10 protein-coding genes are annotated in these 13,129 nt (G+C 65.4%); 7 read left to right on the plus strand and 3 right to left on the minus strand.

Features of this window, described 5'->3' with window-relative positions:
- The first annotated feature begins 101 nt into the window (after positions 1-101).
- Together CGX12_RS04385 and CGX12_RS04390 are read left to right on the plus strand one after the other, a co-directional pair.
- A complete protein-coding gene (locus CGX12_RS04385; RefSeq protein ID WP_254918206.1) occupies positions 102-605 on the plus strand; it encodes an HlyD family secretion protein in 504 nt (167 codons plus the stop codon).
- Between the two features lie 10 nt (positions 606-615).
- Positions 616-1,632 carry a DUF2955 domain-containing protein gene (locus CGX12_RS04390; protein WP_094038683.1) on the plus strand — a complete coding sequence of 339 codons (1,017 nt, stop codon included), beginning with the start codon at positions 616-618 and terminating at the stop codon, positions 1,630-1,632.
- A gap of 147 nt (positions 1,633-1,779) precedes the next feature.
- Here the strand turns inward: CGX12_RS04390 and glnA are convergent, their stop codons facing one another.
- Positions 1,780-3,189, minus strand: a complete 1,410-nt coding sequence (gene glnA / locus CGX12_RS04395) for a glutamate--ammonia ligase (RefSeq protein ID WP_094038684.1) — start codon at positions 3,187-3,189, stop codon at positions 1,780-1,782.
- A gap of 334 nt (positions 3,190-3,523) precedes the next feature.
- Between glnA and typA the strand changes: the two genes are divergently transcribed.
- The 5 genes from typA (at position 3,524) to CGX12_RS04420 (ending at position 8,746) form a co-directional block, all read left to right on the plus strand.
- Positions 3,524-5,350 (plus strand): translational GTPase TypA, encoded by a 1,827-nt coding sequence (gene typA, locus CGX12_RS04400; protein WP_094038685.1) that lies wholly within the window; start codon positions 3,524-3,526, stop codon positions 5,348-5,350.
- A 140-nt stretch (positions 5,351-5,490) separates the two neighbouring features.
- Entirely contained in the window at positions 5,491-6,393 is a 903-nt protein-coding gene (locus CGX12_RS04405; RefSeq protein WP_094038686.1) for a virulence factor BrkB family protein, read from the plus strand.
- Entirely contained in the window at positions 6,393-7,352 is a 960-nt protein-coding gene (gene pip / locus CGX12_RS04410; protein ID WP_094038687.1) for a prolyl aminopeptidase, read from the plus strand. Before CGX12_RS04405 ends, pip begins: the two co-directional genes overlap by 1 nt.
- Positions 7,349-7,786 carry a D-aminoacyl-tRNA deacylase gene (gene dtd, locus CGX12_RS04415; protein WP_094038688.1) on the plus strand — a complete coding sequence of 146 codons (438 nt, stop codon included), beginning with the start codon at positions 7,349-7,351 and terminating at the stop codon, positions 7,784-7,786. Before pip ends, dtd begins: the two co-directional genes overlap by 4 nt.
- A gap of 69 nt (positions 7,787-7,855) precedes the next feature.
- Positions 7,856-8,746: a bifunctional GNAT family N-acetyltransferase/hotdog fold thioesterase gene (locus tag CGX12_RS04420; protein ID WP_094038689.1), complete on the plus strand. Its 891-nt coding sequence runs from the start codon at positions 7,856-7,858 to the stop codon at positions 8,744-8,746.
- Between the two features lie 112 nt (positions 8,747-8,858).
- Here the strand turns inward: CGX12_RS04420 and CGX12_RS04425 are convergent, their stop codons facing one another.
- Complete coding sequence (locus tag CGX12_RS04425) at positions 8,859-10,895, minus strand: AsmA family protein (RefSeq protein ID WP_094038690.1); 2,037 nt, start codon at positions 10,893-10,895, stop codon at positions 8,859-8,861.
- Positions 10,896-10,962: 67 nt separating this feature from the next.
- A complete protein-coding gene (gene recG / locus CGX12_RS04430) occupies positions 10,963-13,035 on the minus strand; it encodes an ATP-dependent DNA helicase RecG (protein WP_094038691.1) in 2,073 nt (690 codons plus the stop codon).
- Between the last annotated feature and the right edge of the window lie 94 nt (positions 13,036-13,129).

Here is a 13,129-nt window from a genome sequence, read left to right on the forward strand (position 1 = left end):
TCAAGAGATGACAACGTGATCCGGAAAGATAGGGCTGAAAGCGTCGTGAAATGCCTTTGTAAGTCCGGCGTCAAATCCCACTGTATTCGCCGGCAGCGGCAGTGGAATATAAGAGACAGCGGCTGGCGCTGTCCCGCACCCGGGTAAGGGCGGAACTGGCGGGGCGAATCGGCAACCTGCAACTGAAGGAGGGCATCTATGCCCGGGCCGGCGGCCCGCTGCTGGCACTGGTGTCGGAGCAGGCCTGGGTGACCGCGGATCTGCGCGAGAAGAGCCTGCGCCACGTGGCCACCGGCACCCCGGTGGGCATCGTCTTCGACGCATTGCCCGGCGAGGTGTTCCGCGGTCATGTCGAGAGCATCGACAGCGGGGTGCGGGAGGGACAGCAGGCGGCCGACGGCCAGCTGGCCCAGCCGGTCAGCTCGGATCGTTGGGTGCGGGATGCCCAGCGGTTGCGCATACAGATCGGCCTGGAGGAACCCCTGCCGGCCCTGGCCACCGGCGCCAAGGCCACGGTGCAGCTGTTCCCGGCCAACAACTGGCTGTTCCGTGCCATGGGCCGGATCCAGCTGTGGCTGGCGAGCCAGTTGCGCTATCTCTATTAGGGGGAGGACCATGGAGCTGAGCGGAGACAGGCTGCGCGGCTGCCTGCGTATCGCCTTCGGCAGTGCCGCCGGCATGCTGGTGGCCAAGGTGATGGGCTGGAACTTCGGGGTCTTCTTTACCGTCTACCCCATGCTGTTGCTGGGCATGGTGCCGGTGCTGAACCGCTTTGTGGTGCTGCAGTTCGTCGGTGCGGCCCTGCTGAGTTCGCTGGAGATCATGCTGTTGCCGGGCCTGCTCGGGCACTGGCCGCCGGCCTATACGGCCGTGGTGTTCTGCCTCTTTTTGGGGCGTTTCCTGCTGATGGCCAGGGGCCCGCTGATGCTGTTCGGCGCCTCGGGCTGCGTCAGCCTGAGCATCATGCTGCACTTCGCCAGCTACCGGCAGTTCGAGCTGGCGGACATGGCGGCGAGCAACATCGTGGCCGCGCTGCTGTCGGTGGCGCTGGCCTATGTGGCCTACGCCCTGTTGCCCAACCGGGCGCCGCCCCAGCCCAGGGCGCTGCCCGCCAAGAGCGACAATGTCATCCGCCACCAGGCGTTGCTGGGCGCGACGGTGGCGACCCTGAGCTTTGTGGTGTTCCAGAGCGTCGATCTGGTGGACTCCCTCTCGGCCCAGGTGGCGACGGTGCTGATCCTCTTTCCCATGAGCTTCGCCGGGGCGGTGCAGTCCGGCCGCTTGCGTTGCGCCGGCACCCTGCTCGGTTGCGCCCTGGGCATGCTGTTCCAGTTGCTGCTCTACGACCATTACCACAACCTGTTGCTGCTGGGGCTGGCGTTCTGGATCTGCGCCATGCTGTTCGCCCGGCTGCACGCCCGGGAGCCGATGCCGGGCGTCGGCTTCGCCGGCCTCACCACCATCGGCATCCTGTTCGGCCAGTACGTGACCCCCGAGCACGATCTTATGTTCAGCGCCCTCTACCGCTTCACCTCCATGACGGTGGCCATCTTGCTGACCCTGTGCTGCATCTATTTGGTGCACAAGCTGCTGAACCTGTTTCCTTCGACCCGGCATGAGATTCTGGGGTAGCCTGGCGTGAGGCGTGAGGCGTGAGGCGTGAGGCGTGAGGGGTGAGGGGTGAGGGGTGTTCACGCTTCTCTCCTCACGCCTCACAAAACAAAAAGGCCCGGTTTCCCGGGCCTTTTCACTTCTGGCTTCCAGCTTATCGCTTCAAGCTTAGACGGAGTAGTACAGGTCGAACTCCAGCGGGTGCACGGCCATGTTGATCATCTCGGTCTCTTTACGCTTCAGCTTGATATAAGCGTCGATGAACTCGTCGCTGAACACGCCGCCGCGGGTCAGGAACTCGCGATCCTTGTCCAGGCAGTCCAGGGCCTGATCCAGGGAGGTGGCCACGGTCGGGATCTCGGCGGCTTCTTCGGCCGGCAGATCGTACAGGTCCTTGTCCATGGCATCGCCCGGGTGGATCTTGTTCTGGATGCCGTCCAGGCCGGCCATCAGCAGGGCAGAGAAGGCCAGGTAGGGGTTGGCGGCCGGATCCGGGAAGCGGGTCTCGATACGGCGGGCCTTGGGTGAACCCACCAGCGGGATACGGATGGACGCGGAGCGGTTGCGGGCGGAGTAGGCCAGCATGACCGGGGCTTCGTAGCCGGGCACCAGACGCTTGTAGGAGTTGGTGGACGGGTTGGTGATGGCGTTCAGGGCACGGGCGTGCTTGATGATACCGCCGATGTAGTACAGGGCCAGTTCTGACAGGCCGCCGTACAGGTCGCCGGCGAACAGGTTTTCACCGTTCTTGGCCAGGGACTGGTGTACGTGCATGCCGGAGCCGTTGTCGCCAACCAGGGGCTTGGGCATGAAGGTGGCGGTCTTGTTGAAGGCGTGGGCCACGTTGTGAACCACGTACTTGTAGATCTGGATCTCGTCGGCCTTCAGGGTCAGGGTGTTGAACTTGCAGGCGATTTCGTTCTGGCCGGCGGTGGCCACCTCGTGGTGGTGCGCTTCGACCACCAGGCCCATCTCTTCCATGATCAGACACATGGCGGAGCGGATGTCCTGGGAGGAGTCAACCGGGGCAACCGGGAAATAACCACCCTTCACGCCCGGACGGTGGGCCTTGTTGCCTTCCTCGTAGTCACGGCCGGAGTTCCACTTGGCTTCTACGTCGTCGATCTTGAAGAAGCTGCCGGACATGTCGGTATGGAAGCGGACGTCGTCGAACATGAAGAATTCGGGCTCGGGACCAACCAGCACGGTGTCGGCGATGCCGGTGGACACCAGGTATTCCTCGGCGCGACGGGCGATGGAGCGCGGGTCGCGGTCGTAGCCCTGCATGGTGGACGGCTCGAGCACGTCACAGCGGATGTTCAGGGTGGCGTCTTCGGTGAAGGGGTCCATCACGGCGGTGGAGGGATCCGGCATCAGCACCATGTCAGACTCGTTGATGGTCTTCCAGCCGCCGATGGAGGAACCATCGAACATCTTGCCGTCTTCAAAGAAATCTTCGTTGATCTGGTTGACCGGAATGCTCACGTGCTGCTCTTTACCTTTGGTATCGGTAAAACGCAGATCGATGAATTTGACATCGTGTTCCTTGATCATGGCCAGTACGTTTTCTGCTGACATGGATTTCGACCTCCAAAAATAATCATCCTAGGGTCTGATGAACAAATTCATCAGTTGCCAAAATATAAAGCGAAAACTGTGCCAGAATGCCAAATGCTTGTCACAGTTGTGTTTTATCCTGCCATGGCAGGGCCATCAGGGGGTGTGTTGCACTGTATTGGTGCACATCCGGATCTTTTTGGTGCATCCTGCCGCCAGCGCCCACCATCATGGTGCATCGGTTGCCCCTTGGGAAGCCACCCGGCAGTAATTTTCAAATCTGCTAGGCAGATCCGGGGTGGCCGAGTAAAATGACCGACCATTTTTTACCCACCCCGGTATTTTTGAGGCAGGAATGTTAGAAAATCTACGTAATATCGCCATCATCGCGCACGTTGACCATGGCAAAACCACCCTGGTGGACAAGCTGCTGCAGCAGTCCGGCACCCTGGAAACCCGTGGTGAAGCCGAAGAGCGGGTCATGGACTCCAATGATCTCGAGCGGGAGCGCGGCATTACCATTCTTGCCAAAAACACCGCCATCCGCTGGACCTCCCCCGAAGGTCAGGAATACCGCATCAACATCGTCGACACCCCCGGACACGCCGATTTCGGTGGTGAGGTAGAGCGGGTGATGTCAATGGTGGACTCGGTGCTGCTGCTGGTGGACGCCCAGGAAGGCCCCATGCCGCAGACCCGCTTCGTGACCCAGAAGGCGTTCGCCCAGGGGCTCAAGCCGATCGTGGTGATCAACAAGGTCGACAAGCCCGGTGCCCGTCCCGACTGGGTGATGGATCAGGTGTTCGACCTGTTCGACAACCTGGGTGCCACCGACGACCAGCTCGACTTCCAGGTGGTCTACGCCTCCGGCCTGAACGGCTGGGCCTCTCTCGACGCCGATACCCCGGCCGAGGACATGACCGCCCTGTTCCAGACCGTCATCGATCAGGTGCCGGCCCCCGACGCGGATCTGGAAGGCCCGCTGCAGATGCAGATCTCCCAGCTCGACTACTCCTCCTATGTGGGCGTCATCGGTATCGGCCGCATCAAGCGCGGCACCGTCAAGGTCAACCAGCAGGTCACCGTGGTGGGTGCCGATGGCAAGACCCGCAACGGCAAGGTCGGCCAGGTGATGGGTTACCTGGGCCTCAAGCGTCATGACGTGACCGAAGGCAACGCCGGCGACATCGTCGCCGTCACCGGCCTGGGCGAACTGAAGATCTCCGACACCATCTGCGCCGCGGGCGCGGTCGAGGCGCTGCCGCCGCTGTCGGTGGACGAGCCCACCGTGACCATGACCTTCCAGGTCAACACCTCGCCCTTCTCCGGCCAGGACGGCAAGTTCGTCACCTCGCGCAACATCCTGGAGCGGCTGAAGCAGGAGCTGGTGCACAACGTGGCACTGCGGGTGGAAGAAACCGGCGATCCCGACAAGTTCCGGGTATCCGGCCGGGGTGAACTGCACCTGGGCATCCTCATCGAGAACATGCGCCGGGAAGGCTTCGAACTGGCCGTATCCCGCCCCGAGGTCATCATCAAGGAAGAGAATGGCGTCAAGATGGAGCCCTTCGAAACCCTTACTGTCGACGTGGAAGAAGGCAGCCAGGGCTCGGTGATGGAGAAGCTGGGTGAGCGCAAGGCCGAGATGACCAACATGGTGCCGGACGGCAAGGGCCGGGTGCGCATCGACTTTATCGTGCCGGCGCGGGGCCTGATCGGCTTCCAGACCGAGTTCATGACCCTGACCTCGGGCACCGGCCTGATGTACCACAGCTTCGACCATTACGGTCCGCACAAGGGCGGCAACATCGGCCAGCGCATCAACGGCGTGCTGATCTCCAACGCCACCGGCAAGGCCCTGGCCTACGCCCTGTTCAACCTGCAGGAGCGTGGCCGCCTGTTTATCGAACATGCCACCGAGGTATACGAGGGCATGGTGATCGGTATTCACAACCGCTCCAACGACCTGACCGTGAACTGCCTCAAGGGCAAGCAGCTGACCAACATCCGTGCCGCCGGCACCGACGAGGCACTGACCCTGACTCCGCCGATCAAGATGACCCTGGAGCGGGCGCTGGAGTTCATCGATGACGACGAGCTGGTGGAAGTGACCCCCAACCACATCCGTATCCGCAAGAAACTGCTGACCGAGAACGACCGCAAGCGCGCCAGCCGCGCCTGATGGCCGTCATTGCAATCAATAAAAAAGGGCGCTGCGGCGCCCTTTTTCGTCCCTGCCCGCGGCCGGCGCATATCCGACTGGCACTGCCCCCGCCTGATTTGCCACAATACCCCTTTGTACTCAGCGAAACAGGATCATCCATGAGCAATGTTGTCGCGCGCATCGCCCACCGGCTGCGTTTTATCCGGGATCATGGCTTCGACTTCGGCCGCTTCGTGCTGAAACGGGCCCGTCAGGATCGGCTGACGGTCACCGCCGGTTACCTGGCCTACATCACCCTGCTGTCACTGGTGCCCCTGATCGCCGTGGTGTTCGCCATGATGTCGGCCTTCCCCATGTTCGCCGAGCTGCGGGACAGCATCCAGAATTTCGTGTTCGCCAACTTCGTGCCCGCCGCCGGCGACGTGGTGCAGCAGCATATCCAGGGCTTTGTGGAGAATGCCTCGCGCATGACGGCGGTGGGGGTGGCGGCGCTGGCGGTGACCGCCATGCTGCTGATCTCCGCCATCGATCAGAATTTCAACCATATCTGGCGGGTGACCCAGAAGCGGCGCTGGTCGGTGGCCTTTTCCACCTACTGGATGATACTGACCCTGGGCCCCATCCTGGCCGGGGCCAGCCTGGCGGTAAGCTCCTACGTCACCTCGATGCGCTTCTTTCAGGGCGACGACTTTCTCGGCCTGGGGGCCCGGCTGCTGGGCGCGCTGCCGTTCTTTTTGTCCACCCTGATGTTCGTGGTGTTCTACATGGTGGTGCCCAATACCCGGGTACGTTTCAGTCACGCCATCTGCGGCGCCCTGGTGGCGGCGCTGCTGTTCGAGCTGGCCAAACGCGGCTTCGCCTTCTATATCACCCGTTTTCCGTCTTACGAAGCCATCTACGGCGCCCTGGCCACCATCCCCATCCTGTTCGTCTGGGTCTACCTGAGCTGGCTGATCTCGCTGCTGGGGGCGGAACTGACCGCCAGCCTCGGTGACTACGAGCACCGCCTGGGGCTAAGCTTTAAGGCAGACGACAGCGATCCGGAAGAGGACAAGGCCTGATGCGAACCCTGTACCCTCCCATTGCCGCCAACCGGCAGCAGTGGCTGCAGGTGTCCGAGCGACACCGGCTCTATGTGGAAGAAAGCGGCAACCCCCTCGGCATCCCGGTGGTGCTGGTGCACGGCGGCCCCGGCGCCGGCACCAGCCCGGAGCACCGGCGTTTCTTCGATCCCGAGCGCTACCGCATTATCCTGTTCGACCAGCGCGGCGCCGGGCAATCCGAGCCCCACGCGGAGCTGGCAGACAACCACACCCAGGCCCTGGTTGCCGACATGGAGCAGATCCGCGAACATCTGGGCGTGGCATCCTGGCTGCTGTTCGGCGGCTCCTGGGGCTCGACCCTGGCCCTGTGCTACGCCATCGCCCACCCCGAGCGGGTACGGGGCCTGGTGCTGCGCGGCCTCTTCCTGGGACGGGAGCAGGATCTGCACTGGCTGTACCAGCCCGAGGGTGGCGCCGCCCAGTTGTTTCCCGACTATTACCGGGACTTTCTCGCTCCCCTGGAAGGCGATGCCCGCCACCTGCTGAGCCGCTACTACCGGCTGCTGACCAGCCCCAACGAGCTGGCCCGGCTCAACGCCGCCCGGGCCTGGGCGGTGTGGGAAGGACGGATCAGCACCCTGCTGCCACGGCCCGATGCGGAAAGCCACTACGGCGAGGCCCACAGCGCCCTGGCGCTGGCGCGCATCGAATGCCACTACTTCGTCAATCACTGTTTTATCGAAGAAAACCACATCATCAGGGAGCTGGAGCGGATCCGTCATCTGCCGGCGGTGCTGGTGCACGGCCGTTACGATGCCATCTGCAAGCCCGCCGCCGCCCTCAGCCTGAGCGAGCACTGGCCCGGGCTGGCGCTGCAAATTGTGCCCGGGGCCGGACATTCCGCCTTCGAACCGGGTATGATAGACGCCCTGGTGAAAGCCACCGATCATATGGCGAAGGAGTTGACGCAGGCATGATAGCCCTGATCCAGAGAGTCAGTTCGGCCGCGGTGACCGTGGCCGGCGAACGGGTGGGCGCCATCGGCCCCGGCCTGCTGGTGCTGCTCGGCGTCGAGCGGGACGACGACCGGGCCAAGGCCGACAAGCTGCTGAACAAGGTGCTGAGCTACCGGGTGTTCGGCGACGAGCAGGGCAGGATGAACCTCAACCTGCGCCAGGCCGGGGGCAGCCTGCTGGTGGTGTCCCAGTTCACCCTGGCGGCGGACACCAACAGCGGCCTGCGGCCCAGTTTTTCCCGCGGCGCGGCGCCGGCGGACGCCGAGCGCTGGTACGACTATTTCGTGATGGCGGCGCGGGATCAGGGGGTGGCCACCGAGTCGGGCCGCTTCGCCGCCGACATGCAGGTGAGCCTGACCAACGACGGCCCCGTCACCTTCTGGCTGCAGGTCTGAGCCGGCCAAATTGCACTCTGCCGCGGCAAGCGGCAAGATATCCGAAGATAACCATAACAGGAGCAGACCATGTATCGTGTGGTCACCCCGCAAACGGAAGCGGAACTGGAAGCCTATTACCAACTGCGCTGGCAACTGCTGCGCAAACCCTGGCAGCAGCCCAGGGGCTCGGAGCGGGACGAGTTCGACGAATACGCCCACCACCGCATGATGGTCGACAAGGACGGCAAGCTGGTGGCCGTGGGCCGGCTCTATGTGAGCGGCGACGAAGCCCAGATCCGCTTTATGGCGGTGGTGCCCGAGTGCCGGGACAAGGGCCTGGGCACCCGCATGGTGCAGGCCCTGGAGCAGGTGGCCCGCCAGGAAGGGGTGCGCCGCCTGGTGATGAATGCCCGGGAGGAGGCGGTGGCCTTCTACGGCCGCTGCGGCTTTACCGTGGTGGGCGAGGGGCCCATCAGCTTCGGCAAGATACCGCACCGGCAGATGATCAAGGCGCTCACCCCCATCCACCAGATCCGCCACTGCCCCGAGCTGTGCGACGAGCTGCAGCGCCAGTGGCACCGGCGCATCCCCATCAGCGAGAAGATGGGCGTCAAGATCACCCAGTACACCGGCACCAAGTTCAAGACCAGGGCCAACCTGACCGCCAACCTCAACCTGCACGAGTCCATGTTCGCCGGCAGTATCTACAGCCAGTGCGTGCTCACCGGCTGGGGCCTGATCTGGCTGCAGATGCAGGAATACGGCGTGAGCGGCGACATCGTCCAGGGCAGCGGCGAGATCAAGTACCTGACCCCGGTGTGGGACGAGCCCACCGCCGAGGTGCAGGGCCGGCTGCGCGAACAGCTGCTGCCGCTGAAGAACGGCGAGCGGGTACGGGTGGAGCTGAACGTGACCCTGTACAGCGGCGACACCAAGGCCGCCACCTTCACCGGCCGTTATGTGATACTGCCGCACTAAAGCTGGAAGCGATAAGCCGGAAGCTGGATGTTATGCTCCGGCTTCCGGCTTCCGGCTTCCGGCTTCCGGCTTCCGGCTTCCGGCTTCCGGCTTCCGGCTTCCGGCTTCCAGCTTACGGCTCTTGTGGCAGGTTGCGCACCGCTTCGGTCAGCCGGCCGGGCAGGCCGGCGGCGGGGTAGGGGACGGGGCCCCGGTACCAGGGCTGGCAGGGCTCGGCCAGCGCCGGCTGGTGCAGCCGGAGTTTGGGCGCCCGCCAGCTTTCTTCCAGGTGGATGGCCAGCTCCCGGCAGCCCTGGTCGTTGACTGCACCCAGCTCCAGATCCCAGCCGCCCGTCAGATCCAGCTCGCCCCGCAGGGCCAGCAGGTGGCGCACGCTCTGCACGGCGCTGCCGTCCAGTTGCCAGCGGCCCTGGCGGACCGGCCCCTTCAGCTCGGCACGGTAGATAAAGCCGTCGCCCTGTTCCAGATCCAGGGCGGCCAGCGCCGGGTCGACGCCCTTGGCCTCGCGGTAATCCTCGCCGAGGCGCCGCCGCAGCCAGTCGTCCAGCCCCAGCCGCTCCACGAAGATATCCTCGCCCTCGAGGCGCAGTTCACCGTCCCAACTGGCACGGTTGTGGAGCTCGCCCTCGAGTTCGGCGCTCAGGTTCAGCCTGCCGGAAAAGCCGCGCTCCTTGCGCAGCCAGCTGCTCAGCCGGCGCAGGGCCAGGTCCTGGGCCTCCAGCCGCAGGCTGGCCTGGTGCGGCGGATAGACCGCCAGGCTGCCCTCGAGGCGGGCCCGGCCGTCGAGGACATCCCCGGCGAGTTCGTCCATGATCAGCCGGGTATCATCCAGCCGGGCCTTGAAGCCGCCCTGTCGGCTGATCAGGCTGTCGTAGGCCAGCTCGCTCCAGCCGCCTTCCAGCCGGGCCTGCTCGCTGAGCGGGCGCCACTGCTCGGCGGACCAGGCCAGGTCGGCCACGAACAGCTGGCCTCCGTGCAGGGACAGGGGCAGGCCGGGATCCATGGACAGCAGCTCGGCCTGGCTCAGGTTCAGCTTGTGGATGCGCAGATCGGGTACCGGCCAGTGCATGTCGGGCAGCCATTCCAGCTTGCTGCCCGTCAGTTGCAGGTTGTCGATATCCAGTCGGCCCTGCTGCGGAAACCAGCCCAGCTCGGCCTCCAGGCTGCCCTGGTAGGCCTTGCCCTGCAGGCTGAGCCCCAGCCGTTCCCGGGTGCCGAGCAGCTGGCCCTGGTGGGCGTCGAGCCGCAGCCAGTCCAGCACCGCCTCGTCGGCCTGCCAGTCGCCGCGGGCCTCGGGCAGGCCCTGGCCCGGCCATTCCACATAGCGGAAGTCGCCGTCGATGCCGTTGGCGGTGAGCCAGGGGCTGGTGATGCTCAGATCCTGGAGGCTGGCGCGGTTGAGCAGCAGGGTCCAGCCCTCGGGCAGGGGCGGCGCCTGGTCGAATTGCAGCCTGGTGTGGCTGAACCTGGGCTCATCCAGGGTCAGCTCCCGGCTGGCCGGATCCAGGCTGAGGCCGGCCTCGAACAGGCCGTCGAACAGCCGGCTGCGCAGGCCGTCGAGCTCCAGCCGGCCGCGGTGGATGCGGCCCTCCAGGCCGATGCGCGACATCTCCAGCCAGGGGTGGGACAACTGGCGGACCTGGCCGCTCAGGGTCATGTCCGACCACCAGCGCCACTGTCCGTCGCGCCTGGGCTGCCAGTCGTTCAGCTTGAGGTTGACGCCCTGGGCCTCCCAGCCGTCCCAGGCCAGGGTCAGGTTCTTGGTGTTGAGTTCGTCGACGGTGATGGTGGCCAGGTTGTCCGGCAGGGCCGCCAGCTCGGTGGCCCGGTCGAGCCGGATGCGGGCGTCGTTCAGGTCGAGCACGGCGATGCGGGTCTGGCCCGCCAGGGGCGACAGCCGCGCCAGCTCCAGGTAGAGCTGTTTCGCTTCGAGCCAGTCGCCCAGGCGCACGTCTTCCGCCAGCAGCTTGTAGGGATGCAGGGGGTTGAACTCCAGCCGGCCGATGGAGATATCCAGCTCGGTGTGTTCGTTAAGCCACTCCAGTACCGGTTTTTTCAGCTGGTTGGCATCGAAAAAGCTGAGCAGCAGCCAGCCGGCGGCTCCCAGCAGCAACAGGGCGAGCAACAGCTTCCTGGCCAGCTTTCTCATGGAACATTCCTTAAAAATCCGGGACTTGTATCATACATTGCTTGAGCCTGGGCGGGAATGTTCCGGCTCACACCTTGCCGTAATGATCACGCAGGCCGAGCCAGCGGCGGATCAGCGGGTCCACCACCTCGGGGTGGCGATCGGCCAGGTAACGGGCCAGGCGCTGCACCTCGGGCAGCAGCGCCTGATCCCGCACCAGATCGGCAATCCTGAGGTCGGCCAGCCCGGTCTGGCGGGTGCCGAGCAGCTCGCCCGGGCCGCGGATTTCCAGGTCCTTCTGGGCGATGACGAAACCGTCGTTGGTGTCGCGCAGCACTCCCAGCCGCTGGCCGGCGATCTTCGACAGGGGCGCGTGGTAGAGCAGCACGCAGTGGGAGGCAGTCGCCCCCCGGCCGACCCGGCCGCGCAGCTGGTGCAACTGGGCCAGGCCGAGGCGCTCGGGGTTTTCGATGATCATCAGTGAGGCGTTGGGCACGTCCACCCCCACCTCGATGACGGTGGTGGCCACCAGCAGGTCGAGGCGGCCGTCCTTGAAATCGGCCATCACCGCCTGCTTCTCCGCCGCCTTCATGCGGCCGTGCACCAGCCCTACCCTCAGCTCCGGCAACTGGGCGGAGAGGGCGGCGGCGGTGTCCTCCGCCGCCTGGCATTCCAGCACCTCCGACTCCTCGATCAGGGTGCACACCCAGTAGGCCTGGCGGCCCTGCTCCCGGCACAGCTGCCGTACCCGCGCCACCACCTCGTCGCGGCGGCCGTCGGGAATGGCCACGGTGGTGACCGGGGTGCGCCCCGGCGGCAGTTCGTCGATGACGGAGGTATCCAGATCCGCGTAGGCGGTCATCGCCAGGGTGCGGGGGATGGGGGTGGCGGTCATGATCAACTGGTGCGGGTAATAATCTCCCTGGCTGCCCTTTTCGCGCAGGGCCAGGCGCTGGTGCACCCCGAAGCGGTGCTGCTCGTCGATGATCACCAGCTCCAGGGCGTTGAACTGCACCTGCTCCTGGAACAGGGCGTGGGTGCCGACCACCATGGCCAGCTCGCCGCTGGCGAGCCGTTCCAGTTGCTCGGCCCGGGCCTTGCCCTTGACCTTGCCCGCCAGCCAGCCCACCTGGATGCCGAGCGGCGCCAGCCAGGCGGCGAAGTTGTTGGCGTGCTGCTCGGCCAGCAGCTCGGTGGGCGCCATCAGCGCCACCTGGCCCTGGTTGCCGATCACCTGCAACGCCGCCAGGGCGGCCACCAGGGTCTTGCCCGAGCCCACGTCGCCCTGCACCAGCCGCATCATGGGCACGGTTTTCTGCAGGTCGGCGCCGATCTCCGCCACCACCCGGCGCTGGGCACCGGTGGGGGAAAAGGGCAACTGGCCGAGGAAGCGGTCGAGCAGCGCTTGCGGGCAGGGCAGTGGCCGGGCGCGATGGGCCTGGCTCTGCTCCCGCACCTTGAGCACCGACAGGTTGTGGGCCAGCAGCTCTTCCAGCACCAGCCGGCGCTGGGCAGGGTGCTGGCCCTGCTCGAGCTGGGGCAGGGCGACGTCGGGCGGCGGCCGGTGCAGCAGGCGCACCGCCTCGTTCAGGCCGAGCTGGTGGTGGTAGAGGCCCTCGGGCAGCAGTTCCCGCAGCGGCTGCTGCTCGAGCAGGGCCAGGGCCTGGTCGCTGAGCTGGCGCAGGGTCAGCTGGCGCAGCCCTTCGGTGGTGCCGTACACCGGGGTCAGGCTGGTCTCGGCGGCGATGGGCTGCTCGCCCTGCTGCAGGCTATATTCCGGGTGGATGATCTCCAGGCCGTGGTGGCCGGGGCGGATCTCGCCGAAGGCGCGGATGCGGGTACCGGCGGCCAGGCTGTTCTTCTGGGCGGCGGCGAAGTTGAAGAAGCGCAGGGTCAGGGTGCCGCTGGGGTCGCGCAGCCGGCAGATCAGCATGCGCTTGCGGCCGTAGCTGATGTGGTTGTCGACGATCTCGCCCAGCACCGAAACGTGCATGCCCGGCCTGAGTTCGGCGATGGGCAGGACGCGGGTGCGATCCTCGTAGCGCAGGGGCAGGTGGAACAGCAGATCCTGCACCGTCTCCAGGCCCAGGCGGTGCAGCTTCTCCAGCATCTTGTCGCCCACTCCCTTGAGCAGGCTGAGGGACATGTGGTCCAGGTTCATGGCGGCCCCGTACTGTAAATATTTACAGAGGATAGCAACAAGGGCCGGAAGCTGGAAGCGCGAAGCCGGAAGATGAACGGGGCCGGCTTCCAGC

Source organism: Zobellella denitrificans, assembly GCF_002237365.1.
Classification (GTDB): domain Bacteria; phylum Pseudomonadota; class Gammaproteobacteria; order Enterobacterales; family Aeromonadaceae; genus Oceanimonas; species Oceanimonas denitrificans.